The sequence below is a fragment of the Croceitalea vernalis genome, from assembly GCF_031846405.1.
Classification (GTDB): domain Bacteria; phylum Bacteroidota; class Bacteroidia; order Flavobacteriales; family Flavobacteriaceae; genus Croceitalea; species Croceitalea vernalis.
The window spans coordinates 195,563-220,240 of record NZ_JAVRHU010000002.1 but is presented as its reverse complement, the minus strand read 5'-3'; the positions used below and the strand labels follow the sequence as shown (position 1 = coordinate 220,240).

At 33.8% G+C, this 24,678-nt stretch carries 26 protein-coding genes; 5 read left to right on the top strand and 21 right to left on the bottom strand.

What is annotated here, in order from left to right; all coding sequences use genetic code 11:
- Nucleotide 1: 1 nt before the first annotated feature.
- The 15 genes from hisH to RM520_RS07350 form a co-directional block, all read right to left on the bottom strand.
- Nucleotides 2–580 (bottom strand): imidazole glycerol phosphate synthase subunit HisH, encoded by a 579-nt coding sequence (gene hisH / locus RM520_RS07420; protein WP_311387523.1) that lies wholly within the window; start codon nucleotides 578–580, stop codon nucleotides 2–4.
- Entirely contained in the window at nucleotides 581–1,720 is a 1,140-nt protein-coding gene (gene hisB, locus RM520_RS07415) for a bifunctional histidinol-phosphatase/imidazoleglycerol-phosphate dehydratase HisB (RefSeq protein WP_311387522.1), read from the bottom strand.
- On the bottom strand, nucleotides 1,720–2,763 hold the full coding sequence (gene hisC / locus RM520_RS07410) for a histidinol-phosphate transaminase (protein WP_311387521.1): 1,044 nt from the start codon (nucleotides 2,761–2,763) through the stop codon (nucleotides 1,720–1,722). Before hisC ends, hisB begins: the two co-directional genes overlap by 1 nt.
- Nucleotide 2,764: 1 nt before the next feature.
- Complete coding sequence (gene hisD, locus RM520_RS07405) at nucleotides 2,765–4,051, bottom strand: histidinol dehydrogenase (protein WP_311387520.1); 1,287 nt, start codon at nucleotides 4,049–4,051, stop codon at nucleotides 2,765–2,767.
- A complete protein-coding gene (gene hisG, locus RM520_RS07400; protein ID WP_311387519.1) occupies nucleotides 4,051–4,908 on the bottom strand; it encodes an ATP phosphoribosyltransferase in 858 nt (285 codons plus the stop codon). The genes hisD and hisG overlap by 1 nt, the downstream gene beginning before the upstream one ends.
- Before the next feature lie 198 nt (nucleotides 4,909–5,106).
- Nucleotides 5,107–5,922, bottom strand: a complete 816-nt coding sequence (locus RM520_RS07395) for a prohibitin family protein (protein ID WP_311385081.1) — start codon at nucleotides 5,920–5,922, stop codon at nucleotides 5,107–5,109.
- Nucleotides 5,923–5,933: 11 nt separating this feature from the next.
- Nucleotides 5,934–7,964, bottom strand: coding sequence for a vWA domain-containing protein (locus RM520_RS07390; RefSeq protein ID WP_311387518.1), 2,031 nt, complete (start codon nucleotides 7,962–7,964; stop codon nucleotides 5,934–5,936).
- A 27-nt stretch (nucleotides 7,965–7,991) separates the two neighbouring features.
- The gene (gene fabG / locus RM520_RS07385) at nucleotides 7,992–8,738 is read right to left on the bottom strand and encodes a 3-oxoacyl-[acyl-carrier-protein] reductase (protein ID WP_311387517.1); all 747 of its coding nucleotides are present in this window, start codon (nucleotides 8,736–8,738) and stop codon (nucleotides 7,992–7,994) included.
- A gap of 102 nt (nucleotides 8,739–8,840) precedes the next feature.
- Entirely contained in the window at nucleotides 8,841–9,713 is an 873-nt protein-coding gene (gene sucD / locus RM520_RS07380; protein ID WP_311385078.1) for a succinate--CoA ligase subunit alpha, read from the bottom strand.
- Between the two features lie 66 nt (nucleotides 9,714–9,779).
- Nucleotides 9,780–10,715 carry a UDP-3-O-(3-hydroxymyristoyl)glucosamine N-acyltransferase gene (locus RM520_RS07375; RefSeq protein ID WP_311387516.1) on the bottom strand — a complete coding sequence of 312 codons (936 nt, stop codon included), beginning with the start codon at nucleotides 10,713–10,715 and terminating at the stop codon, nucleotides 9,780–9,782.
- 7 nt (nucleotides 10,716–10,722) lie between these two features.
- Nucleotides 10,723–11,289 (bottom strand): elongation factor P, encoded by a 567-nt coding sequence (gene efp / locus RM520_RS07370; protein ID WP_311385076.1) that lies wholly within the window; start codon nucleotides 11,287–11,289, stop codon nucleotides 10,723–10,725.
- Nucleotides 11,290–11,291: 2 nt separating this feature from the next.
- Nucleotides 11,292–12,077, bottom strand: a complete 786-nt coding sequence (gene lpxA, locus RM520_RS07365; RefSeq protein ID WP_311385075.1) for an acyl-ACP--UDP-N-acetylglucosamine O-acyltransferase — start codon at nucleotides 12,075–12,077, stop codon at nucleotides 11,292–11,294.
- 1 nt (nucleotide 12,078) lies between these two features.
- Complete coding sequence (locus RM520_RS07360; protein WP_311385074.1) at nucleotides 12,079–13,482, bottom strand: bifunctional UDP-3-O-[3-hydroxymyristoyl] N-acetylglucosamine deacetylase/3-hydroxyacyl-ACP dehydratase; 1,404 nt, start codon at nucleotides 13,480–13,482, stop codon at nucleotides 12,079–12,081.
- On the bottom strand, nucleotides 13,466–14,500 hold the full coding sequence (gene lpxD / locus RM520_RS07355) for a UDP-3-O-(3-hydroxymyristoyl)glucosamine N-acyltransferase (protein ID WP_311385073.1): 1,035 nt from the start codon (nucleotides 14,498–14,500) through the stop codon (nucleotides 13,466–13,468). Before lpxD ends, RM520_RS07360 begins: the two co-directional genes overlap by 17 nt.
- A gap of 23 nt (nucleotides 14,501–14,523) precedes the next feature.
- Nucleotides 14,524–15,750 carry an HD domain-containing protein gene (locus RM520_RS07350; protein ID WP_311387515.1) on the bottom strand — a complete coding sequence of 409 codons (1,227 nt, stop codon included), beginning with the start codon at nucleotides 15,748–15,750 and terminating at the stop codon, nucleotides 14,524–14,526.
- 36 nt (nucleotides 15,751–15,786) lie between these two features.
- Between RM520_RS07350 and porX the strand changes: the two genes are divergently transcribed.
- Nucleotides 15,787–17,331 carry a T9SS response regulator signal transducer PorX gene (gene porX / locus RM520_RS07345; RefSeq protein WP_311385071.1) on the top strand — a complete coding sequence of 515 codons (1,545 nt, stop codon included), beginning with the start codon at nucleotides 15,787–15,789 and terminating at the stop codon, nucleotides 17,329–17,331.
- A gap of 235 nt (nucleotides 17,332–17,566) precedes the next feature.
- Here porX and RM520_RS07340 read toward each other — a convergent pair whose 3' ends face one another.
- From RM520_RS07340 to RM520_RS07320, 5 genes are all read right to left on the bottom strand, one after another.
- A complete protein-coding gene (locus RM520_RS07340) occupies nucleotides 17,567–17,731 on the bottom strand; it encodes a hypothetical protein (RefSeq protein ID WP_311387514.1) in 165 nt (54 codons plus the stop codon).
- 22 nt (nucleotides 17,732–17,753) lie between these two features.
- Nucleotides 17,754–17,897, bottom strand: a complete 144-nt coding sequence (locus tag RM520_RS07335; protein ID WP_311387513.1) for a hypothetical protein — start codon at nucleotides 17,895–17,897, stop codon at nucleotides 17,754–17,756.
- A gap of 128 nt (nucleotides 17,898–18,025) precedes the next feature.
- Nucleotides 18,026–18,337: an HTH domain-containing protein gene (locus RM520_RS07330; protein WP_311387512.1), complete on the bottom strand. Its 312-nt coding sequence runs from the start codon at nucleotides 18,335–18,337 to the stop codon at nucleotides 18,026–18,028.
- A gap of 15 nt (nucleotides 18,338–18,352) precedes the next feature.
- A complete protein-coding gene (locus tag RM520_RS07325; RefSeq protein WP_311387511.1) occupies nucleotides 18,353–20,530 on the bottom strand; it encodes a peptidase domain-containing ABC transporter in 2,178 nt (725 codons plus the stop codon).
- Nucleotide 20,531: 1 nt separating this feature from the next.
- A complete protein-coding gene (locus RM520_RS07320) occupies nucleotides 20,532–21,701 on the bottom strand; it encodes an HlyD family secretion protein (RefSeq protein WP_311387510.1) in 1,170 nt (389 codons plus the stop codon).
- A 144-nt stretch (nucleotides 21,702–21,845) separates the two neighbouring features.
- On the opposite strand from RM520_RS07320, the gene RM520_RS07315 reads away from it, so the two are divergent.
- Nucleotides 21,846–22,220 carry a hypothetical protein gene (locus RM520_RS07315; RefSeq protein ID WP_311387509.1) on the top strand — a complete coding sequence of 125 codons (375 nt, stop codon included), beginning with the start codon at nucleotides 21,846–21,848 and terminating at the stop codon, nucleotides 22,218–22,220.
- Nucleotides 22,221–22,229: 9 nt separating this feature from the next.
- Here the strand turns inward: RM520_RS07315 and RM520_RS07310 are convergent, their stop codons facing one another.
- Nucleotides 22,230–23,273: a hypothetical protein gene (locus tag RM520_RS07310; protein WP_311387508.1), complete on the bottom strand. Its 1,044-nt coding sequence runs from the start codon at nucleotides 23,271–23,273 to the stop codon at nucleotides 22,230–22,232.
- A gap of 21 nt (nucleotides 23,274–23,294) precedes the next feature.
- On the opposite strand from RM520_RS07310, the gene tsaE reads away from it, so the two are divergent.
- From tsaE to RM520_RS07295, 3 genes are all read left to right on the top strand, one after another.
- Nucleotides 23,295–23,702, top strand: coding sequence for a tRNA (adenosine(37)-N6)-threonylcarbamoyltransferase complex ATPase subunit type 1 TsaE (tsaE, locus tag RM520_RS07305; RefSeq protein WP_311387507.1), 408 nt, complete (start codon nucleotides 23,295–23,297; stop codon nucleotides 23,700–23,702).
- Nucleotides 23,703–23,883: 181 nt separating this feature from the next.
- On the top strand, nucleotides 23,884–24,018 hold the full coding sequence (locus tag RM520_RS07300; RefSeq protein WP_311387506.1) for a hypothetical protein: 135 nt from the start codon (nucleotides 23,884–23,886) through the stop codon (nucleotides 24,016–24,018).
- A gap of 151 nt (nucleotides 24,019–24,169) precedes the next feature.
- Nucleotides 24,170–24,661, top strand: a complete 492-nt coding sequence (locus RM520_RS07295; protein ID WP_311387505.1) for a hypothetical protein — start codon at nucleotides 24,170–24,172, stop codon at nucleotides 24,659–24,661.
- Nucleotides 24,662–24,678 lie beyond the last annotated feature (17 nt).

Below are 24,678 nucleotides of genomic sequence, written 5' to 3'. Positions count from 1 at the left end.
GCTATAGCTTAAGAAAGTTCATTAAAATTTCAGCTCCATATTCTCCAGATTTTTCTGGATGAAACTGTGTGCCATAAAAATTATTCTTTTGTAAAGCTGCGCTATAGTTCACCCCATAGGTGCTAATAGCAATTGTTTCTGCCGCTAAAGCGGCATAAAAACTATGAACTAAGTACGCATAATCTTCTTTCAAATTGTTAAATAGTGGCGATTTTAGTTTTTTAATTTTATTCCAGCCAATTTGAGGGACTTTTACGCCTGAATCAAATTTTATAACGTCTACATCAAAAATTCCAAGACCTTTTGTTTTCCCTTCTTCACTTGAATTGCACATTAATTGCATACCAAGGCAAATACCTAAAACAGGCTGCTTAAGATTTGGAATTAAATCTTTAAGTCCGCTTTGATCTAGTTTTTTCATAGCACTACTCGCCTCACCTACGCCAGGGAATATAACTTTATCGGCTTTTTTAATAGTTTCAATATCATTGCTTAATTCTGCTTCAATCCCAAGGCGTTTAAAAGCAAATTTTATGCTCTGAATATTACCAGCACCATAATCAATTATTACCAAATTCATTTACAACATCCCTTTTGTTGATGGTAAAACCATCTTTTCAACATCACGTTTAACAGCCATTTTAATTGACTTTGCAAAAGCTTTAAAAATTGATTCAATTTTATGGTGTTCGTTTTTTCCTTCAGCTTTAATATTGAGATTAGCTTTAGCACCGTCACTAAATGATTTAAAAAAATGATAAAACATTTCGGTAGGCATATCGCCTACCATTTCGCGTTTAAAATCAGCATCCCAGACTAACCAATTTCTTCCTCCAAAATCAATTGCTACCTGTGCTAAACAATCGTCCATAGGCAGGCAGAACCCATAACGCTCAATACCTAATTTAGTGCCCAATGCCTCATGAAATACTTCTCCTAAAGCAATAGCCGTATCTTCAATAGTATGATGCTCATCCACTTCTAAATCACCATTGACATGTAGTTTCAAATCCATTTGACCATGTCGTGCTATTTGATCTAGCATATGGTCGAAAAATGAGAGTCCTGTTTTGATATCGCTTTCACCTGTTCCATCTAAATTTAATGAAACTCGTATGTCTGTTTCCTTAGTTTTTCTATGGGTTTCTCCGACACGAATTGAAAGTTTTAAAAATTCATAGATGCTTTCCCAGTCATTGGTTTCCAATGAGATATAGTCTGAAAGGTCAGTCTTAGCAACTGTTATTTCATCGACACCTAGATCAATTTGGTCATGAATAAATATACCTTTTGCCCCCAAGTTCTTAGCCAATTCCATATCAGTCAAACGATCACCAATTACAAACGAATTTACCAGGTCATATCCTTCCGTCAGAAAGTGTTTTACCAATCCAATTTCGGGTTTTCTAGTATTAGCGTTTTCGTGAGGAAAAGTTCTGTCAATTAATACTTCGTCAAAAAATACACCCTCATTTTCAAAAGATTTCAACACAAAATTATGAACGGGCCAAAATGTTTCCTCTGGAAATGAAGCTGTTCCTAATCCATCTTGATTGGTTATCATCACCAATTTGAAATCTAGTTCTTTGGCAATTCTTCCCAAAAAAGTAAAGACTTTAGGATAAAACTCTAACTTTTCAAAACTATCTAATTGATAATCTACGGGAGGTTCTTTGGCTAAAGTTCCATCACGATCAATAAACAATACTTTCTGTGCCATTACTTAATTGCTTTAAGTGCATTTATAAGTTTTATATTTTCTTCTGGTGTACCTATAGTAAATCTTAAGGTGTTATCGCATAAGGGTTGTTTACTTCGGTTACGGATAACAATTTCCCTTTCTAGTAATTGATGATAGCGTTTATTAGCATCATCTACTTTAACTAGAAGAAAATTTGCTTCACTACTATAAATAGTTTGAATAAAAGGTACTTCTTCCAAAGCATTTTGCAGATGCGACCGTTCGTTTAAAATTTCGGCCACCTGATTAGCAACTTCAGCCATATTTAAAACCCCTTTAATAGCCTGATTTTGAGTCAGTACATTAACATTATAAGGAGGTTTTATCTTCTTTAGTAAATTTATTATGGCTTCTGATGCGTAGCACATACCTAATCGAATTCCGGCCATGCCATATGCCTTAGATAATGTTTGTGTAACAACCAAATTAGGGTATTCATTAAGACAGTCAATCCAAGATGTGGCACTAGCAAAATCTATATAGGCCTCATCGATAATCACTAAACCTTTAAATTCCTTAAGAAGGATTTTAATTTTGTTCTCTTCAATCAAATTACCGGTAGGGTTATTTGGTGAACACAAGAGGAGTAATTTCGTTTTATCATCAACGTTGGCAACGATGGTATCAATATTAGGCTGGAAATCAGAGTTTAAAAACACCTCTCTATTCTCAATATCATTAATACCCGCTAAAACCTTGTACATTCCGTATGTTGGAGGTAAAGTTATAATGTTATCTATTTTTGGTTCGCAAAATACCCTGAATAGTAAATCTAAAATTTCATCACTACCATTACCTACTAATATTTGTGATTCTTCAATATTTTTTTGGTTCGCTAAAATTGATTTTAAACTTCGCTGATGTGGGTCTGGGTAACGATTAAAACCATTGCTATTTGGATTTTCATTTGCATCTAGAAATACCATTTCAGAACCCTTTGAAACATACTCATCACGAGCTGAAGAGTAAGGTTTTAAACCCTTTATGTTTTCTCTAGTTATATTTTCTAAATTGAAACCCATCTTACTCTTTTAAACTTTTTAATCGTAAGGTTACAGCATTCTTATGTGCTTGTAAACCTTCAGCTTCAGCCATAATCTCAATGGTACTGCCTATTTGTTGAATACCCTCTTTTGTTATTTTTTGAAAAGTCATACTCTTTAAAAAGCTATCTAAATTCACACCACTATATTGTTTTGCATAGCCATTTGTTGGCAAGGTGTGATTAGTACCTGAGGCGTAATCGCCTGCGCTTTCAGGAGTAAAGTTTCCAATAAAAACAGATCCCGCATTGAAAGTGTTCTTTAAATAGAATTCTTCATTCTGAACACAAACGATATAATGCTCAGGACCATATTCATTAATTAAATCAATAGCAGTTTTATCATCTTCTACATAAATCAATCTACTATTGGCTATTGCTTTTTCTGCAATCTCTTTTCTGGGCAAGTCAAAGACCTGTTTTACTATTTCTTCTTCAACCTTTAAAATGAGTTCTTTAGAGGTAGACACCAAAATAACCTGACTATCAATACCATGTTCTGCTTGGCTTAACAGATCAGAGGCTACAAAGGCCGCATCTGCAGTATCATCAGCAACTACGAGAAGTTCGCTTGGCCCGGCAGGCATATCAATAGCAACACCAAATTTAGTAGCTATTTGTTTGGCAACAGTTACGAATTGATTTCCAGGTCCGAATATTTTATAAACCTGTGGAATACTTTCGGTTCCAAAAGTCATTGCTGCAATAGCTTGGATTCCTCCAACTTTAAAGATTTTAGTCACACCACATAACTGTGCAGTGTATAAAATTGCAGGATTTAATTTTCCTTCATTATCAGGAGGCGAGCATAGAACAATTTCTTTACAACCTGCAATGTTTGCAGGAACAGCTAACATTAAAATAGTGGAGAATAATGGGGCTGTACCACCAGGAATATAAAGGCCTACCTTTTGAATGGGCCTTTTTTCTTGCCAACAAAGCACACCTGGTTTTGTTTCAGCCTCTACCCTATTTGTTACTTGGGCCTTATGAAAAATTTCAATATTTGATTTAGCTAATTGAATAGCATTTTTTAAATCCTCAGAAACTAAATCTTTGGCTTCTTCTAATTCTGATGTAGTTACAAGAAAATTATCTAGTGAAACGCTATCAAATTGTGAAGTGTATTTTCTTAAAATAGAATCACCTTCTTGTCGAACCTCATTAAAAATAGTATTTACTGTGGTCTCAATGGAAGCAACAGTACTAGTTGGCCTTTTTAGGATTTTATTCCAATCCTTCTTATCTGGGCTGAAAATCTTTTTCATTACAACACCATTTTTTCAATTGGACAGACTAAAATACCTTCAGCCCCTGCGGACTTCAATTCATCAATTACTTCCCAAAAAGTATCTTTATTAATAACCGTATGAACCGAGCTCCAACCGGCTTCTGCGAGAGGCAATACCGTAGGGCTTCTCATACCGGGCAAAAGTTGTAAAATAGCGTCTAAACTATCATTTGGAGCGTTTAACAATACGTATTTGGACTGTCGTGCACGCAATACAGATTGAATTCTGAATTGGAGTTTTGATAAAAGGGATTTTCTTTCTTCACTAATTTCCGGTGAAACGGCTAAAACCGCTTCACTTTTAAGCATTACTTCTACTTCTTTTAAACCATTTTTAAAAAGTGTACTACCACTAGAGACAATATCACAAATACCATCAGCCAATCCAATGTTAGGGGCAATTTCAACAGAACCATTAATAATATGCAAATCGGCATTAACTCCCTTTTGCTGTAAGTATTTTTTAACTGTATTTGGGTAAGAGGTTGCAATGCGCTTACCTTCAAAGTCATCTAACGAGTTGTAGTTAACCGCCTTAGGAATAGCCAATGATACTTTACATTTAGAGAAATTTAGTCGCTCTACAATAGTAATACCCTCTCCCTTTTCAATCAGTACATTCTCACCAATTATGGCAATATCTACAACCCCATCTCTTAGGTATTGCGGTATATCACCATTTCGCAAATAAAACACCTCTAATGGAAAATTACGAGCTATAGCCTTTAATTGGTCTTTCCCATTATCAATCGAAATCCCAGCTTCCTTTAAAATTTTAAGTGAATCTTCATTTAGTCTTCCACTTTTTTGAATAGCAATTCTAATCTTAGTCATTTTTAAATTTTAATGTCCAAACAATCAAAAAGGATAAAAAACAAAACCCGTTTGATTGCTCAAACGGGTTTTTCTTATTTTGAAATACACAAAATATCCTTACCTCGCCTGAGCGTGTATATGGATATGATGATGTGTATTTAAATTTCTCATTATGTGGCAAAATTATAACTTAATTTCTTTACAAAAAAGCGAATTTTAGTTATTTCCTAAAATTAATGGAAGTCCTGAATCTCCTGAACCAACCACAATAACTTTAGAGTTTGGTGATTTTGAAAGCTCTAATGTGGCATCTATGCCTTTATCCTGTAGGATTTTATCAGTTAGAGAAGCGCTTAAAATACGGTTCGCATCTGCTTTACCTTGAGCTTCTATTGTTACTTTTTCTGCTTCTTTTTTTGCAGTGACTAAACGAAATTCATATTCTAAAGATTCTTGTTCTTGTCTTAACTTTCTTTCGATTGCTTCCTTAATAGTATTTGGAAGTGTTACATCGCGCACAAGTACTTCATTTAATTGTACATTTTGCTTATCTAAAATCTTTTTAGTTTCAGCAAAAATCTCATCTTGAATTGCATCTCTTTTACTTGAATACAATTGCTCTGGAGTATAACGCCCAACAACACTACGAGCAGCACTGCGTATTGCAGGTTTAATAACTCTATCCAAATAATTTTCACCTAAATTCTGATGTAAATTACCTAGTTCATTTGAGACTGGCTGATACCAAGCTGAGGCATCAATTTGAATTTCAAGACCGTTTGAAGAAAGTACTTTCATTTTTTCAAAAAGCTCCTGCTGTCTTACTTCGTAAACGTAGACCTTGTTCCAAGGAGCAACTAAATGAAACCCTTCACCTAAAGGCGGTTGATCAGTAACAACACCTCCGCCGAAGGTTCTATATAAAACCCCTGCCTCTCCGGAACCAATTGTGACGGCCGATTTTGAAATTAATATTATCACTAAAATAACAGCGAAAACTACTGGTAATGCAATTTTTGGTAATCTATCCATTTGTTCAATTTTTATAAAAGTCCATTATATTTTCTAATAAACCATTCCGCGGCTAAGGTAATAGCAATAATTGCTAACAACCAGCGAAAATCTATTAAAGATACTACATTTTTAGTGCTTTTTTGTGTTGGGGTAAATTGTGCCTTAGTCAACAAAGTTTCAATAAGTTTATCAGTTTCTTCCGGATAAAAGGTTTGTCCATTATTACTTTGAGCTAAGCGCTTTAATTTATCAACATTAGAAGACGAAAATTGGCTTTCTAAATCAAAATCTAAAATAGTAAATCGCCCTTCTTTTGAAATATTTTCTTCATTTACCGTCACAACAAAACTATACACTCCTGCCTCTAAATCGTTTAAATCAGCTTCATACTCACCAGATTTGAGCAACAAGGGTCTTTCAAAATTCTCTGAACTATTTGATTTACTAAGCTTTAACTCAAGACTTGCACCGGAATCAAAATAATAGGTCTCATCAAAATACTTAGCTTTTAGAACAGTACTTGCAATACCATCGTAAATTCTTTCATAATCCAACTCTAGCCTACTCTTTTGTTTAGAATCAGATAAATAAAACATAAGCTTACCAATAAAATTATCGAAAGCATCAAAATTAGAATTAGCCCTGTACGATTGAACTCGCCATTTCCAGAGACCTTCACCGAAAAGAATAGCCTCCTTGGCTTTGTCATCATTTATTACAAGAAACAAAGGCTGGTTTAACACAACTCCCTTTATTTTTTGAAAACTAATGGCTTCATAGGTTTTAGCTAGCGTAATTTCTCCTAATGTTGATTTTAAAGGAGGATAATCATCAAAGGATATACTTCCAAGGTCAAATAAACCAAAAGCTTCATTTTTAGAAGGAACAATATCTTCGTTCTGATTGAATATTTCTTTTGAAAAATTATTTTGAACATTATTCAGAAACCGCCAGTCAGTCTTTGGTCCGGTAATGGTAAAAATACTTCCACCTTTCCTTTTAATAAAATCATATACCGATTGAAAATTTCTATTCGGCTGATATAATATAAATAAATCGGTGTCATCTAAGTCTATTTCCGATATTTTTGGTTCAACAATAGTGACAGCCCTTTGTTCATTGGCCTCAATTGCCTTTTTTAAGACTCCAATATCTGGGTGCTTTATTGATGAAATAATAGCGATGTTTGTTTTTTCATCAATAACTTCAACTACCACATTCTTGAAATTGTTAGCAGTGTTTTTTTCGTTTTCTAGGGATTCAATTTGAACTCGAAGATTTTTAACTCCTACTTTTTTAGCATCAATTAGAGTTCGTAGGGTGATATTATTATTGGTAGCATTGAATGATACTGTATTACGATAAACTTCTTGATTATTGACTAAAATCTTAGCCTTAGTCTGAATGGCTTTTTTTCCTTCATAACTAATATTCATTTCAATGGGATACTTATTACCTAAAAAGGCATAATTATTATAGTTTATTTGCCCTATTCGAATATCTTCATAAGCTGTGGTATCACCCAGTACAATTGGGTAAATATTAAGTTGATTTTTTAAGTTTTGAAATTCATAATCGGAACCTAGAGTCTGATTACCATCCGTTAATAGGATTAAGGCCCTATCATTTTGATCACTAACTTCATTTAAGGTTGAAAGTGCTTTAGCAATATTGGTTACGGGCTCTTTAAAAGTAAGACTATCTATTTCATTCAATTTTTCACCAAAGGAATAAGCAAAAACATTAAATCGTTCTAAAATTGATTTATTTTCTATGATATTATTTAAACTACTTTCGACTATTGGTCCAGCATTAAAGGAATTTATTGATGTAGAATTATCAATAGCTATAATTAAATCCGCTTTTTCAATATAAAAACTGTTTTTTACAAATTTTGGGTTAATTAGAAGCACTAGTAAGGCAAAAACCATCAAAAATCGCAAAGAACCTAGAAGCAGATTTGTTGAATTTCTTTTCTTTTTAAAAAAGTATTGAAACCACGCAAATACTAAAGAAACTAAGGCCGCTAAAAAGAGAAATACTACCGTCGTTATTTGCATGAAAAAATCATTTGACTTGTTGTAATGTTATGTCAGCATCCCGCCATCAACATTTAAAACTTGACCTGTTATGTATGCTGATAAATCAGAAGCTAAAAACAAACAAGCATTAGCGACATCCTCAGGGCTACCTCCGCGTTTTAATGGAATACCATCACGCCATCCTTGCACAGTTTTTTCATCTAGTTTATCCGTCATTTCTGTTTCAATAAAACCTGGGGCAATAGCATTACATCTAATGTTTCTTGAACCTAGTTCCAATGCTACTGATTTAGTGAAACCTATCATTCCTGCTTTTGAAGCTGCATAATTGGTTTGACCAGCATTACCCTTAACACCAACAACGCTACTCATATTGATAATAGAACCTTTGCGTTGTTTAAGAAAAGTACGTTGCACAGCTTTAGTCATATTAAAAACAGACTTTAGATTAATTTCGATTACAGAATCAAAGTCATCCTCACCCATTCTCATTAATAGATTATCTTTTGTAATACCTGCATTATTAATTAAAACATCTATTCCTTCAAAATCTTCAAGAACAACCTTTACAAGTTCTTCGGCTGCTTCAAAACTTGCAGCGTTACTTTTATAAGCCTTTGCTTTTACCCCTAAAGCAGTAAGTTCTTTTTCTAATGCTAGTGCTGGCGCTTCACTTGAACTATAAGTGAATGCTACATTGGCACCATTTTGTGCAAAAACTTTAGCTATTCCCATTCCTATTCCTCGGCTTGCGCCAGTAATAATCACGTTCTTATCTTGTAATAAATTCATAATGAAAATTTGTTGGTGGTTATCCAAATATAAGTGTTGCTATTTTTTAAAGACATAAAAAATCCCGAAAAATTCGGGATTTATAATAGTTTTAACGGAATCTTATGCCATCATTTCTTTGACTTTCAAGCCAATCTCAGCTGGTGAATCCACAACATGGATTCCACATTCTGACATTATTCTTTTCTTAGCTTGAGCAGTATCATCACTTCCTCCGACAATAGCTCCAGCATGACCCATAGTTCTTCCGGCAGGTGCAGTTTCTCCAGCAATAAAACCAACAATTGGCTTTTTGCTTCCACTCTCTTTATACCAATTTGCTGCATCAGCTTCTAATTGACCGCCGATTTCCCCAATCATTACAACACATTCGGTATCTGGGTCATTTATAAGCATTTCAACTGCTTGTTTGGTTGTGGTTCCAATAATTGGATCTCCACCAATACCAATTGCAGTTGTAATACCTAATCCTTGTCGGACTACTTGGTCAGCTGCTTCATAGGTTAATGTTCCTGATTTTGAAACGATACCAACATTTCCTTGTTTAAATACAAAACCAGGCATGATTCCTACTTTAGCCTCACCAGGAGTAATTACTCCAGGACAATTAGGGCCCACAAGAGTACAATTCATATTTTTTATATAGTTATTCGCCTTTACCATATCGGCAACAGGAATACCCTCAGTAATTGTTATGATAACTTTTATTCCTGCGTTAGCTGACTCCATAATAGCATCTGCGGCAAAAGCAGGCGGAACAAAAATAATTGAGGTATCAGCTCCGACTTTTTCAACAGCTTCTGCAACTGTATTAAAAACTGGCCTATCAAGATGTTGTTGACCGCCTTTACCAGGTGTTACACCACCAACGATATTGGTACCGTACTCAATCATTTGTTCGGCGTGAAAAGTACCTTCACTACCCGTAAACCCTTGAACTATTATTTTAGAATCTTTATTTACTAAAACACTCATAATTATCTCTTTATTAACGCTTGCAAAAATAGCAGTTTGAGTTTCAATTGTAAAACAAACTACCGTCTATTTCTTTTCTAATTTTTTTAAAATGGATGGCATATTCTTAATTGTTGCTAACTCCCGCATTTTATGACGGGCCTCAACCGCAGGACTACCAAAATATGTCTTACCACCTTCAAGTGAATTCGCCACTCCTGATTGTGCATAAACCACAGCCCCTTTACCAATAGTAATACCACTTATTACACCCACTTGACCCCATAAAGTAACCTCATCTTCTACCACTACACAACCAGCGATACCTGTATGAGAAGCAATTAAGCATTTTTTTCCTAAAACAGTGTCATGGCCAATTTGAATTTGATTATCAAGTTTTGTGCCCTCGCCAATGGTTGTATCACCAGTCACTCCTCTATCAATTGTGCAACTTGCACCGATATCAACACTATCTTCAATAACTACTCTACCACCTGAAATCAACTTATCATATCCTTCTGGACGCTTCTTATAATAAAAAGCATCAGCACCTAAAATAGTACCTGCATGAATAACTACATTATTACCAATTACACAATCATCGTATATTGAAACGTTGGCATGTATAACACAGTTATCACCAATTACGACATTGTTTCCAATAAAAGCGTTGGGTTGAATTATTGTCCCATTACCAATTTTTGCTGTTGGAGAAATTGACGAACCTGAACCACTAAAGGGCTTGAAATGTTTTGTGAGCTTGTTAAAATCTCTGAAAGGGTCATCGGAAATTAAAAGAGCTTTACCATCAGGGCAATCCACTTCTTTATTAATTAGAACTATAGTGGCAGCTGAATTTAATGCTTTATCATAGTACTTGGGATGGTCTACGAATACAATATCACCAGGTTCAACCATATGAATTTCATTCATACCAAAAACCGGAAAGTCAGATTCCCCCACAAACTTGGCAGAGATTAAATCGGCAATTTCTTTTAATGCATAGGTTTTAGGAAACTTCATTGAGTATTTACTCCTTAACTCTTTCTAAATATGCTCCTTTTTCAGTATCAATCTTAATTTTATCTCCCTCATTGATAAAAAGAGGTACATTGATTCTTGCTCCGGTTTCTACCGTGGCTGGTTTCGTAGCATTTGTAGCCGTATTTCCTTTAACACCTGGCTCTGAATGTGTTACTTCAAGTATAACACTAGCTGGCATTTCTACAGAAAGTGGCATACTATCTTCCGTATTAAAAAGAATTCTCACTACTTCTCCTTCTTTTAACAAATCAGGAGCATCTAATGTCTCTTTCTGTAAAGTTATTTGATTGTAGTCATCAGTATTCATAAAATGAAAGGTGTCACCTTCTGGATATAAATATTGATAAGATCTTGTTTCAACTCTTACATCGTCAATTTTATGCCCAGCGGAAAAAGTATTATCAATCACCTTACCTGTGGTTACACTTTTTAATTTAGTTCTTACAAAAGCTGGTCCTTTACCGGGCTTTACATGTAGAAACTCTATAATTTTAAAAATATCATGATTATACTTAATGCATAATCCCTTTCTAATATCTGAAGTACTTGCCATAATTAATTTGAACTAAAATATCCTTTCATTATCCCTCTTTGGGAATCTCTAATAAATTGTAAAATTTCATCTCGCTCTGGCGTTGCCTCCATTTCAGCCTCAATAATTGATGCTGCCTGCGAGTTGTTATAATTTCTTTGATACAAGATTCTATAAATATTTTGAATCTCACGAATTTTATCTGATTGAAAACCTCTCCGTCTTAATCCTATCGAATTAATACCTACATATGAAAGTGGCTCTCTAGCCGCTTTTACAAAAGGAGGTACATCTTTTCTAACAAGTGAACCGCCTGTTACAAAGGCATGTTTGCCAATAGAAACAAATTGATGCACAGCAACCATGCCAGCTAAAACAACATTTTCTCCAATAGTTACATGTCCTGCCAAGGTAGAATCATTACTAAAAATACAACCATCACTTACAAAACAATCGTGTGCAATATGGCAATAAGCCATAATCAAACAATTATCTCCTATAACTGTTTTCATTCTATCAGCAGTACCCTTATTGATTGTAGCGCATTCCCGTATCGTGGTATTATTACCAATCTGAACGGTAGTGTCTTCACCTTGATATTTTAAATCTTGAGGAGGAGCTGAAATAACAGCGCCTGGAAAAATATTACAATTTTTACCTATTCGTGCCCCTTCCATGATGGTGACATTTGAACCAATCCATGTTCCTTCGCCAATAGTGACATTATTATGAATTGTCGTAAATGGTTCAATCACTACGTTTTTAGCGATTTTCGCACCGGGATGAACATATGCAAGAGGTTGATTCATTTTAGTTTCCTTTTACTTTAACAATTTGAGCCATAATTTCTGCTTCAGAAACTAATTTTCCGTTGGCATAAGCCCTGGCCTGCATTTGACATAGTCCTCGTCTGATTGGAGATATTAAGTCTAACTTGAATATTAGTGTATCACCAGGTACCACTTGTTGTTTATATCTAACATTATCAATCTTTAAAAGATAAGTCAAATAGTTTTCAGGGTCTGGAACAGTACTTAAGACTAAAATTCCACCGGTTTGTGCCATTGCTTCTAATTGCAAAACACCAGGCATTACGGGTGCCCCAGGGAAATGACCTACGAAAAATGGCTCATTCATAGTGACATTTTTCATGCCTATGACGTGCTGATCAGAAAGCTCTAAAATTTTATCAACCAATAAAAATGGAGGCCTATGCGGTAACATCTCCATAATGGCAGTTATATCCTTAAGTGGCTTTGCGTGCAAATCAACCTCCGGAACATAATTACGTTTTTCTTGCTTTACAATTTTTTGAAGTTTTTTAGCAAACTGTGTATTTACAAAATGACCAGGTTTGTTAGCGATTACTTTACCTTGTATACGAGTACCTGCAAGCGCCAAATCTCCTATAACGTCAAGTAACTTATGCCTTGCCGCCTCATTGGGTTGATGCAAGGTTAAATTATCTAAAATTCCATTAGGCTTTACAGATAGCTTCTTTTTATCAAATGCTTTCTCCAATTTTTTCATGGTAGACTCAGAAATCTCTTTATCTACATATACAATAGCATTATTTAAATCACCTCCTTTGATTAAGCCATGTTCCAATAACATTTCTAATTCATGTAAAAAACTAAAGGTACGTGCGTTTGAAATTTCAGTTTTAAAATCAGAAATGTGGTCTAAAGTAGCGTTTTGAGTACCTAAAACTTTGGTCCCAAAATCTACCATAGTTGTAATTTGGTATTCGTCTGAAGGTATGATTGTTATTTCGCTGCCAGTAGCTTCATCTTTATAAGAAATAACATTCTTTACAACGTATATTTCGCGTACCTGTTCTTGTTCAACGATGCCAGCATTTTCTAAAGCTTCAACAAAAAATTTGGAAGAACCATCCATAATCGGTGGTTCAGGAGCATCCAATTGGATTAAAACATTATCAATATCTAAACCAACTAATGCAGCAAGAACATGTTCTGAAGTTTGAATTTTAACCCCGTTCTTTTCCAAATTAGTTCCACGTTGCGTATTCACCACGTAGTTAGCATCTGCTTCAATGATAGGTTCCCCTTCTAAATCAACTCTTTTGAAAGCATAACCATGATTTTCAGGTGCCGGTGTAAAAGTCATAGTGACATTTTCACCTGTATGAAGTCCAACTCCTTTTAAAGTAACTTCCTTTGCAATTGTGCGTTGTTTATTTTCTGTCTTCACTGTCAATTTTCTTTTCTAAATCAGAAATTCGGTTAACAATTTTCGGTAAATTTTTAAAGTGAACATAAGACTTATTGTAATCACCATAGTTCAATGCTGGAGAGCCTTGTAAAACCTCATCATCTTTAACATTACGACCAATACCAGATTGAGCTTGAATTCTAACCCTATCCCCTATTGTAATATGACCAACAATACCAACTTGTCCACCAATTAAACAATTCTTACCAATTTTTGTAGAACCCGCTACGCCTGTTTGCGCAGCAATTGCGGTATGCTCACCAATTTCAACATTATGAGCAATTTGTATTTGATTGTCTAATTTTACTCCTTTTCTTAAGACTGTTGAACCTAAAGTAGCCCTATCAATAGTAGTGCCTGCTCCAATATCAACATTGTCTTCTAAAATCACATTCCCAGTTTGTGGAACTTTGCTATACTCTCCCTTTTCATTTGGTGTAAATCCAAATCCATCTGCACCAATAATAGCCCCGCTATGTATAACACAACCATTACCAATGATTGACTCCGAATAAATTTTAGCACCTGCAAAAACTAAAACGTCATCTCCAATTGTAACATTATCGCCAATGTAGACATTTGGATAAACTTTAACGTTAGCACCCAATTGTACATTCTCACCCAAGTACGAAAAGGCTCCTAAATAAAAACCATCTCCGTAAGTTGCTGATTTAGAAACAAAAGATGGACTTTCAATACCAACTTTATTATTTTTTACCTGGTTGTAATACTCTAATAATTTAGAAAATGATTTATAAGCATCTTCTACTTTTATTAGTGTTGTGGTAATCTCTTGTTCAGGAACAAAGTCTTTATTAACGATAGTTATTGAAGCCTTTGTAGTATATATGTAAGAAGTATATTTAGGATTTGCTAAAAAGGTTAAAGAACCTTTTTCACCCTCTTCAATTTTAGCAAGCTTGTGAACGGCTGTTTGAGGATTACCCTCAACCTCTCCTTCTAGAATACCTGCAATTTGGGTGGCTGTAAATTTCATTTTGGCAAAAGTAAGAAAATTTGTCAAACGCTTTCCTTAGGATAGCAAACATAGTATTTAGTAACTTTCTTCGACAAAGCCTTCAAACTAAGATGGTCAGATGCTTTTGCAACATCTGTCAATTTTTCATTTTTTCTTAAAATATTAATATTCTGCCGCTTTTCATTATACGCCATATTGCTTATTTCACCAGAAAAGACGAAATAATCTAACTCCGCATCTTGTAAACCATAATTGGTTTTAACCCATGACCGTTTTTCAGCTACTCGTTCAGGGTCTATTGCTTTATTTTTAATTTTAATCTCTAAGAGGTTTCTATCCAACAACATGGAACTGATTTTAGAGAGAATAAAATCCGAATGAAATTGCCATGACTTTAAAGCTGAAAGCACATCAACATCATCTAACATAGAAAACTGAGTCAAAGTGTTATCATCAAAACTTTCGTTCTCGTTTCGTTTTAAAAAATAAACAAGTGCATTAGAGCATTCTAAAACACTACCGTCTTGAACCAAAAGCCTTGCTCTATTCATTAGCTTAATCAAAAGTTGTTCCGCTACTAAACCAGTTTTGTGCAAATAAACCTGCCAATACATGAATCTGCGAGCCATCAAAAACTTTTCTACTGAATATATCCCTTTTTCTTCAACAACAAGTTCACCCTCAAAAACATTCAACATAGTAATCATTCGCTCTGAACTTATATTCCCTTCGGTTACACCAGTATAAAAGCTATCACGCTTCAAGTAGTCTAATCTATCCATATCAAGTTGACTAGAAACCAGTTGGTTTAAGAACTTCCTAGGATGTTCACCTTTGAAAATTTTTATCGCTGTTGAAAGTGCCCCTTCATATTTTCTATTCAGTTGCTCCATAAACCGCAGAGATATGGTTTCATGGTCAATTCCGCCAACTAAATTATATTCCAAAGCGTGAGAAAAAGGGCCATGACCTATATCATGAAGTAAGATTGCCACAAGTAATCCATTCTCTTCATCTTCAGTTAGCAGTACTTTTTTAAATTTTAAAACTCGAATGGCTTGTACCATTAAATGCATGCTACCCAAAGCATGATGAAAACGAGTATGATGAGCACCTGGGTACACTAAAAAAGAAAGACCCATTTGCGAAATTCTTCTAAGTCGTTGAAAATAAGGGTCTGCTATAAGGTTAAAAATAAGTTCATTGGGAGTGCCAATAAAACCGTAGATTGGATCGTTAAATATTTTAAGCTTGTTGCGCTGCGCCAAGTCCGATGGAAATTTAGAAGAACAAAGATAAACTATATGAACACTATAACAATTCTTTGGGTCGATGATGAAATTGACCTATTAAAACCTCACATTCTTTTTTTACAAAATAAAGGTTATCAAGTAACCACTTCGCCTAGTGGTCAAGATGCCTTAGATGAATTGGCGGTAGGTAGTTTTGATATTGTTTTTTTAGATGAGAACATGCCTGGTCTTTCAGGATTAGAAACACTAAGTGAATTAAAAAAAATAGACCCTACACTACCAGTAGTAATGATTACTAAAAGTGAAGAGGAATATATTATGGATGAGGCTATTGGCAGCAAAATTGCCGATTACCTAATTAAGCCAGTGAATCCAAATCAAATCTTACTATCACTTAAAAAGAGTCTAGATAACTCACGCTTAGTATCGGAACGAACTACTGCTAACTATCAGCAAGAGTTTCGCAAAATAGCAATGGAATTGTCAATGGTCAATAGCCATGAAGGTTGGGCAGACTTATACAAGAACTTAATCTATTGGGAACTACAACTTGAAGAGATTGAAGATTCAAGTATGTTTGAAATATTGGAGTCACAAAAAACAGAAGCCAATAATCAGTTTAGCAAATTTGTAGATAAAAATTACCCGGATTGGTTTGAAGATGATGATGCTCCGGTACTTTCTCATAATCTTTTCAAAAAATGGGTAGTGCCCGAGTTAAAAGACAATTCCACGTTACTCGTTGTTGTAGATAATTTAAGATACGATCAGTGGCTTGCCTTTGAAGATGTGGTCACCAATTCGTACAAGAAAAAAAAAGAGTCTCACTACTTCAGCATTTTACCAACAGCAACCCAATATGCGAGAAATTCAATTTTTTCAGGGCTGACTCCATTACAAATGGAGAAACAACATCCTAATTGGTGGAAAAACGATACCGATGAAGGTGGTAAAAATTTATTTGAGGCCAACTTTTTAGAAGCACAGCTTAAGAGACTGAACCTTGATTTAAAATGGGATTATCACAAGATTAGCAGTTTAAAACAAGGTAAACAGCTAGTTCAAAACTTTGGTTCTCAAAAGGATAATGACCTCACTGTTATTGTATATAATTTTGTGGATATGCTCTCACATTCTAAAACAGAAATGGAGGTTATTAAAGAACTGGCAAGTAATGACAAAGCGTATCGATCTTTAACATTAAGCTGGTTTAAAAATTCACCTTTATTGGATATTATTCAGCAAGCCCAACAGATGGGTAAAAAACTAATTATTACAACAGACCACGGGACCATTAATGTAAAACAGGCATCTAAAGTAATTGGGGACCGCGAAACTAGTTTGAATTTAAGGTACAAAACAGGTCGCAGCCTCACGTATCAAGAAAAAGAAGTTTTGGCTGCTAAAGACCCAAAACAAATTCATTTGCCTAATATTAATGTAAGCAGCTCCTATATTTTTGCTAAGAACGACTTATTCTTCGCCTACCCCAACAATTACAATCATTATGTGAGTTATTACCGTAACACCTATCAACATGGCGGTATTTCATTAGAAGAAATGATTATACCTTTTGTAGTTTTGGAGGCAAAATAAATTCTGTTCTAAAATGGTTTTTAATTGATAAATACGATTTATTTAAAAAATCCAGCACTTTTATAATATAAAGTGCTGGAATTAATGAATATTACTTAAATCAATTAAAGACAATAAAAATATCTTTCCCTAAGGAAATTCCATATTTTATAATTAAGTATAATACAAAAGAGTACAAAACTAGGTATAAAAGGTATTTTTTTTTGATTGTTTTAATTGAATTTTTCATTTTAGATTATTTATGAGTTGCTCTATATAATTCACCTCCCAAATCATATCCCCCTTTGATGAAAGTAGCAGCAAGTCCGAAGACTACTCCGATTGCAGTCACAGGATCAACACCGCCAGCGGTATTTAATTTTTCATCTAATTTTAATTCTACTAATTTAACGTTTTTCATTATAATAAATTTAAATTTTAAATTAAAATGGCATCTCGTACCATTTGTTTCCATTTTTCATAGCCTCCATTTTATAGCCAAAAATAACGGCCCCAATAAATAATGGTATTAGTCCTCCACCATTAGTTTCTGCTATTTCTTTCTTGTTTAATTCTTTTAATTCCATTGATTTTTGTTTAAATTAATATGTTATCTTTTGAACCAAAACCAGAAATTCTGTTGCGCGCTGTTTTGATTACATAGTAAAGATGCCCAACAGCACTCTCATTTTTTGAGAGCAGCTATTTAAAAATGTTAAAATTTCAATAATCTTTTAATATTTTCAAAACCAATGCCGCCCGTTAAATTACGTTGCGCCTGTTCATCCAAGCTTTTGAGAAAAAAGCCGCACTTGAATGCCGTTGGTTCCGAATATGAATAGCTCTGTCTTGCCAAATCGTAATAAATAGGTGCATTTAACTCTTTCATTGTCTCGATCATTCTAAAAACAGTCGCTTCAGAAACTTCCAACCGTTCTGCCAATTGTTTTGGTCTACCAGTAGCTTTTAACCTAACCAGCTGATCCATACGTTCTAATAATGCTATTTGTTTTGTCAATTGTTTCATATATGAAGTATTTTATTAACCCGCTGATTTTAATTTAAAAGTAAGTCTTGGCAACTGCTGCCGCCATAATTGGTAGTACATTCCCTTTTTTTCATAAAGTAATTCATGAGAGCCTTGCTCGACCACCTCTCCTTTTTCTAATACTATAATCGTGTCCGCATTTACTACGGTGCTTAATCTGTGGGCAATTATAATTATGGTCTTGTTCTTTTCCCTTAATTGATTCACCACCTTTTGAACAAAGCTTTCTGAACCGCTATCCAAAGAAGATGTGGCCTCGTCCAGCACCAAAATCTCGGGCCTTTTGTAAAGCGCCCTGGCAATGGCAATACGTTGTTTTTGCCCTCCAGAAAGAGCTGCGCCATTTTCACCTAAATATGTCGCAAAACCATTAGGTAGGCTTTCTATGAAATCAAGTATGCCAATATTTGTACAAATTTCTATTAGAAATTCCATATCAGGTTCCAATTCACCAACCGCAATATTTTCAATCACATTACCCGCAAATAGGTCTATTTTTTGAGGAACGACCGCAACTAACTTTCTTAAACTTTCATTGTCAATATATTGCAGGTCTGTTTTCCCAATTTTGATGCTTCCATTGTTAATGGGATATATGTTTTGAAGCAATGAGACCAATGTAGATTTACCAGAACCGCTTTCACCTACAAAAGCTGTTATCTCCCCCTTCTTTATTTCAAGATTAAATTCTTTAAAAACCTCAACTCTAGTACCATAACTGAAATTTACTTTTTCAAATTTTATATCACCGATTTTTTCGCTTGTCAATTCCAATTTCTCACCAGTTTCTTCTTGTTCCAAATCTAAAATCTCAAAAAGTCGGTCAGCGGCGATTAAGGCATTTTGAATTTCTTTATTCCCCCCAATAAGACTTACTAATGGTCCAGTGAAATAACCGATTATAGCGTAAAAAGAAAGTAATTCGCCTGGTGTAATTTCTTTATCAATAACAAAACCAGAACCTACCCAAAGCAAAACAATAATAAATATTTGAGAAATGGTGTTTGAAGAAGTGCCTGAAAAAATAGAATTAAGCGCTGATTTATAGCCCGTATTGAGTAGTTTAATAAATCTAGTTTCTGTTTTTACGTTAGAAAATCCCTCTAAACCAAATCTTTTTATGGTACCTACTGAATTTAAAGATTCCACTAATTGACTTTCTAAATCGGCAGCATCTTCCATTACCCTCCGTTCTACCTTTTTATTCAGTCGGTTTACCACCCAATAAATCGTTAGATAAATAGGAATTATAATAGTCATAATTAGGGCAAGTTTCCAGTAGTAGGTAAACATTAATCCAAACGAAAAGGCTACAATTAAAATGTTTACGGTCAATGATAAAGCCACGCCATTTATAAAATTTCTAATTTTTACTGCATCACTTATTCTAGAGATTATCTCACCTACACGCATGGTATCAAAAAATTGCTGTGGTAATTTTAGCAGATGCTTATAATAGCCAAGTATCAATCTGGCATCAATCTGTTGTCCGGTCTTGATTAAAAAAACATCTTTAAAAAGACCAATCATTACCTTACCAATTAATAGAGCAATCATTATAAGACTTAACAAATTTAACAACTTGGTATTGCCGTCAACCAATACATAGTCCGTCAGTTTTTGAATATATATTGAGGTTGAAAACCCTAATAATGTATAAATAACGGCCCCAATAAAAGCCTGTACTAATACGGTTTTATGAGGTTTTAGTAAAAACCAAAAGCGCTTAAAATTGGATACTTTCTCGTTACCAACTTTAAATTCTTGATTTGGCACTAATAATACCAAAACACCCGTCCATTCCTTCTTAAATTCTTCATGGGTGCGTTTTTCCATTTTTCCCTTACCAGGATCCATTACAAGAACGTGGTTTTTGGTCACTCCATAAATAACAACATAATGATGCAGTTTTTCGTTAACAATTACATGTGCAATTGCAGGCTTTGGAATTTTGAACAAACTTTCAAAATCACCTCGCACCCCCTTCGCGTCAAAACCCAATTTCTCTGCCGCTTTTATCAGTCCAAAAACATTAGTCCCTTTTTTATCTGTACCTGCGTATTGTCTAATTCTGGCAATTGGAAACTTTAACTTGAAATGAGCTGATATGGACGCCAAACAAGCCGCTCCACAGTCTGTAATATCATGTTGTTTTATTGTTTTTTTTGCCATCTTATTTATTATATGCTAATACGTTACCTCCTGATGGGTTTAACCAATCATCCATTTTATCATAAAGTAGTTGGTAGAGTGTGCGTTCAGCTAGTTGAAATCTAGCATTCAGCGTCATACCTTTACCTATTTCGCCTTTATATCCATTTTTAAGATTTAAAGTTTTCGTTTTCAATTTGCATTGAATCTTATAAACCGGTCGATTTTCAATGATTTCAACATCATCTGCAATCTTGGTTATCTCACCATAAGCAAAACCCCATTGGTTATAATTGAAAGCATCAATCTGAAATTTTACCTCTTTGTTTTTATCTATTAAACCAATGTCACTTGTGGATACATAGCATTCTGCAATTAATTCAGTATCAGGGGTAATTTCACCAAGTACTACTCCTGCGTTAACAAAACCACCCTTATGCAAACTTTGTGTATTGATAAGCACACCTTTAATTGGAGCTTTTAATACATAACTTTTTTTGTCACCTAGCACTTGTTCTGTATTACTATTCAGTTCGGAAAGTAGATTAATAGACTCTGACAAACTAGTTTGCCAAATACTAACCTGTCTTTTCATTAATTGATAAAGTGAATTTTCGGCCAAATCATATTTAAGTTTGATTTCATCAAATTCAACTTGGGCGATTACTCCTTTGTTTAAGAGTTTTCTATTCCTTTTAAAATCTTCCTTGAGTTTTTTTATCCTGGTATAGTGTTCTGTCAAAGTTGACTGGTATTCTATAAGTTGTTTTTGATATTTTGGTGTTTTAAGGGTTTTTATTTTTAGGTTTTTATTTGAAATTAGATACTCCAAATCATTAATTTCATTTTGTACTATTTTAATCTTGACTTCATTCAACTCAATTCTTTTATCAAGAACAGCAGTTTCAAGCAGAATTAGTGTATCGCCTTGTAAGACCATTCTATTGTTTTGCATATTGGAGAAAATTACTTTGCCTGGGTTAATACTAGTTATTGACAACCTTTCAATATTGGGCTTGACAAAACCCCTTGCAGAAGAGTAAATAGGTATTTGAATAAATGGCATACTTAAAAATCCACCGATTACTAATATCAAAATCAAACTATATATAGCTTTACTTTTTACAGAGTTCTTTGGAATAAAGTACTGCGTTGTATGCTCAATTATTTCCTTCGGGAAAATTTTCTTCATTAACTTAATTTTAAATCAAATATAGATTTTTTTCTATATTATTAACTATTATTTTCTATTTATTTGAAATTTATGCGAGATTGATAATTATTTGTATAGAAAATAGTATATTTGCAGCACTAGCCTAAACCGAATTATGTTGATATGTTTAAAACTGTAGATCGCTTAATGGTATTCATTAAGCATATAGGATTGAGTGCTAGACAATTTGACTTGTCCATAGGTGCTAGCAACGGCTACACTCTTAGAATGAAAAAAAATAGTGCCTCTATTGGCAGTGATGTTATTGAGGAGATTATGAGGATTTATCCTCAACTTAATCTTATTTGGCTTATAACTGGTGAAGGAGAAATGCTGAAACCTGACAGAAGTATTATTGAGACTGGGGAGTTACCACAAACGGAACAAATTCGTCTTGAACGCCTAATTGAAAATAAAATCAAGGAACGACATGAAAAAGAATTAAAAGAATTGCTCGAAGAGGTTACAAAAGAAATTAATGATAGGGCAAAACAATAATTGTAAATTTTAGTTTACTTTATTTACCTTTTTTAGTTGTTGCTCTAGGCTATTCTTTAATTTTTCTAACTCTGTTAGTTCAACTATATTCGGACTATTTTTAAATTTGAATAAAGACTGTTTTGTTTGCTCAAGTGCTTTGAAATCCTCTATTTTATTTTGTATTAATTTATTTTCTATAGCTTTTGTTGTTTTCTTATATATACCTTGAATAAGATATTCATTGTGTGCATTTTTTGATAGTCCAATGAGCAAAATTAGAACGACCATTAAAAGCGGTAAAATTTGCCAAATTTCATAAACGTCTATTTGTTCTAAATCGGATTGTAAAATAGTATTAAGTTGGAATGCGGTTACCAAAATAGGACTCAATAAGGCATATCGCCACCAATTCTGTTCTTCAAAAAACCAAATTGTTAATGGAATTACTATTGATAATTTAAGTCCGACTAAATAGAAAAGAATCCAAACCTCCGGAAAACCACTACTACCTATTTTTATAAAACCTAAATCCCAAAGCTCACCCATTGGTTTAGGAACAAACTTAGAAAAACAAGCGCTGCCAAAAGTAACTACTAACCAAAGTGTTTTTGTATTTAGCCAATTAATTTTTTTAAAACTTTTTGACTTAAAGAGTTTGAAATAAAATTTTCTATCTAAAAAAACAATAGGGCTAAGAGAAATAAAGGAAATAGCAAGACTTAATACAAATAGACTTTCAAGTTCAAAGATTAGCCTTGAATAAGACCGAATATTTATAGCGCATATCCACCAAATGGTCGGCAATAAAAATAGTTTATAATGCTGTTTTGATTTGAGATAAAATATGATAAGATAAATTAGTGGAACCAATTCAATCAAAACAAACCATACAAAAGCCTGATCTGAGTAATAATATGAATCTAAATTTATGCTAAAACCAAAAAAATCAATACTAGAAGTTTTATTTTCGTTAAATATTTTATGAATAGAAATTATAAATGGCAAGAAGAATAAAAAAATAGCTAAAACCATCTCTTTAATTAAAGGTATTTTATATTTTCTTGTTTTCATATAGTCTAATATAGTAATTTGGTGGAAATAATCTATACTCAAGAGGATATTTTCGATATAGCTCAATTGATTTTAAAGATTGAATGCTCGAAAAAAATATGCTTCTTTGGCGAAATGGGTGCCGGCAAAACAACTCTTATTAAAGCAATTTTAGCGGAATTAGGTGTTAAAGATATTGGCCATAGCCCCACTTTTGGGTTGGTCAATGAATATGAAGACATTCAAGGGCAGCTTGTAGCCTATCATTTTGATTTTTACAGAATTGAAAATGAAGAGGAAGTTTATGATTTTGGTATTGAAGAGTACTTGAATCAAGAGATCTACACTTTTATAGAATGGCCTGAGCGAATACCAAATCTTATCCCGAAAGAATGCTTGAATATTAAACTACACTTTGTCGATGAAAATACCCGACGCATCGAATATTAATTCTTACAAATGATTTGCTAACATTCTTTTCATACATTCAAGTCGAGAAGATTCAGAACCGACAAAAGGGTGTGAAATTCAGATAAAATGCACGTATTACCGATGAAATGCATTATTGCTCTAATTTTTTCCTACATTTGTCATTAATGAATTCATTTATTAACCCAAAAATTTTAGTACGATGAACACTAAGAAAGTAATTTTTGGAATCTTGGCCGTTGTGATGTTGGCTACTACTGCAGTATCAACTATTACAATTGACTCCCAAGAAACTGGAGTAGATAAAACTAAAGTTAAAATTCCTGGAAGGAAATAACGAGTTTACTACCAAGATTTGAAAGGGGTGACATACTAATGTTGCCCCTTTTTCGTTTAATGCAAATAACTATTGCTTGTTAATGAACGGAAAATCCAAATTTAACGAACTCGCCAAAAAAAGAATTATCATAGAGTCCTTAATAGCTCTCATGATTATCCTGTCTCCTTTTATTTTTAAAAGTCATGAATACTTACCTAATGACGAATCTGTCGAAACATTTAAATTTCTTTGGTTTAAACTTGGAAAAGGAGGTTTTGCAGATATTGAAACTCACGGATGGTTTTTACTAGGCAAATTAGTGCCATTTTATTTATTAATAATTTGGTTTTTCACCTGTAAACATTGGTGGTATCATATTATCATTATTCCAATTTTAATGTATGCTTTTCAGATTATAGAAGCATATATTTCTAATGACAAGTTTGCAGATATTCAAAGTGTACTTTGGTTGCTACCAATTTGTATTGTTGTCATCCCTTTTGTTTATTTCATTCGTTTAAAACTCTATGACAAACACGTTCATGGTATTGATTTAGAGGCCATGGATGAAGAGCTCAATATTTTAAAAGCAAAAGAAGAGCTCAGAAAAGAGCGCGAGAAGCTTGAACAACGAAAAGAAACCCTAGAGAAAAAAATGTAAATTTGTTTTATTGACTA

Bases quoted from the DNA above. Each gene is read 5' to 3' on its own strand.
- hisH (WP_311387523.1), bottom strand. From the start codon at position 580: ATGAATTTGGTAATAATTGATTATGGTGCTGGTAATATTCAGAGCATA.
- hisB (WP_311387522.1), bottom strand. From the start codon at position 1,720: ATGGCACAGAAAGTATTGTTTATTGATCGTGATGGAACTTTAGCCAAA.
- hisC (WP_311387521.1), bottom strand. From the start codon at position 2,763: ATGGGTTTCAATTTAGAAAATATAACTAGAGAAAACATAAAGGGTTTA.
- hisD (WP_311387520.1), bottom strand. From the start codon at position 4,051: ATGAAAAAGATTTTCAGCCCAGATAAGAAGGATTGGAATAAAATCCTA.
- hisG (WP_311387519.1), bottom strand. From the start codon at position 4,908: ATGACTAAGATTAGAATTGCTATTCAAAAAAGTGGAAGACTAAATGAA.
- RM520_RS07395 (WP_311385081.1), bottom strand. From the start codon at position 5,922: ATGGATAGATTACCAAAAATTGCATTACCAGTAGTTTTCGCTGTTATT.
- RM520_RS07390 (WP_311387518.1), bottom strand. From the start codon at position 7,964: ATGCAAATAACGACGGTAGTATTTCTCTTTTTAGCGGCCTTAGTTTCT.
- fabG (WP_311387517.1), bottom strand. From the start codon at position 8,738: ATGAATTTATTACAAGATAAGAACGTGATTATTACTGGCGCAAGCCGA.
- sucD (WP_311385078.1), bottom strand. From the start codon at position 9,713: ATGAGTGTTTTAGTAAATAAAGATTCTAAAATAATAGTTCAAGGGTTT.
- RM520_RS07375 (WP_311387516.1), bottom strand. From the start codon at position 10,715: ATGAAGTTTCCTAAAACCTATGCATTAAAAGAAATTGCCGATTTAATC.
- efp (WP_311385076.1), bottom strand. From the start codon at position 11,289: ATGGCAAGTACTTCAGATATTAGAAAGGGATTATGCATTAAGTATAAT.
- lpxA (WP_311385075.1), bottom strand. From the start codon at position 12,077: ATGAATCAACCTCTTGCATATGTTCATCCCGGTGCGAAAATCGCTAAA.
- lpxD (WP_311385073.1), bottom strand. From the start codon at position 14,500: ATGAAATTTACAGCCACCCAAATTGCAGGTATTCTAGAAGGAGAGGTT.
- porX (WP_311385071.1), top strand. From the start codon at position 15,787: ATGAACACTATAACAATTCTTTGGGTCGATGATGAAATTGACCTATTA.
- RM520_RS07340 (WP_311387514.1), bottom strand. From the start codon at position 17,731: ATGAAAAACGTTAAATTAGTAGAATTAAAATTAGATGAAAAATTAAAT.
- RM520_RS07335 (WP_311387513.1), bottom strand. From the start codon at position 17,897: ATGGAATTAAAAGAATTAAACAAGAAAGAAATAGCAGAAACTAATGGT.
- RM520_RS07330 (WP_311387512.1), bottom strand. From the start codon at position 18,337: ATGAAACAATTGACAAAACAAATAGCATTATTAGAACGTATGGATCAG.
- RM520_RS07325 (WP_311387511.1), bottom strand. From the start codon at position 20,530: ATGGCAAAAAAAACAATAAAACAACATGATATTACAGACTGTGGAGCG.
- RM520_RS07320 (WP_311387510.1), bottom strand. From the start codon at position 21,701: ATGAAGAAAATTTTCCCGAAGGAAATAATTGAGCATACAACGCAGTAC.
- RM520_RS07315 (WP_311387509.1), top strand. From the start codon at position 21,846: ATGTTTAAAACTGTAGATCGCTTAATGGTATTCATTAAGCATATAGGA.
- RM520_RS07310 (WP_311387508.1), bottom strand. From the start codon at position 23,273: ATGAAAACAAGAAAATATAAAATACCTTTAATTAAAGAGATGGTTTTA.
- RM520_RS07300 (WP_311387506.1), top strand. From the start codon at position 23,884: ATGAACACTAAGAAAGTAATTTTTGGAATCTTGGCCGTTGTGATGTTG.
- RM520_RS07295 (WP_311387505.1), top strand. From the start codon at position 24,170: ATGATTATCCTGTCTCCTTTTATTTTTAAAAGTCATGAATACTTACCT.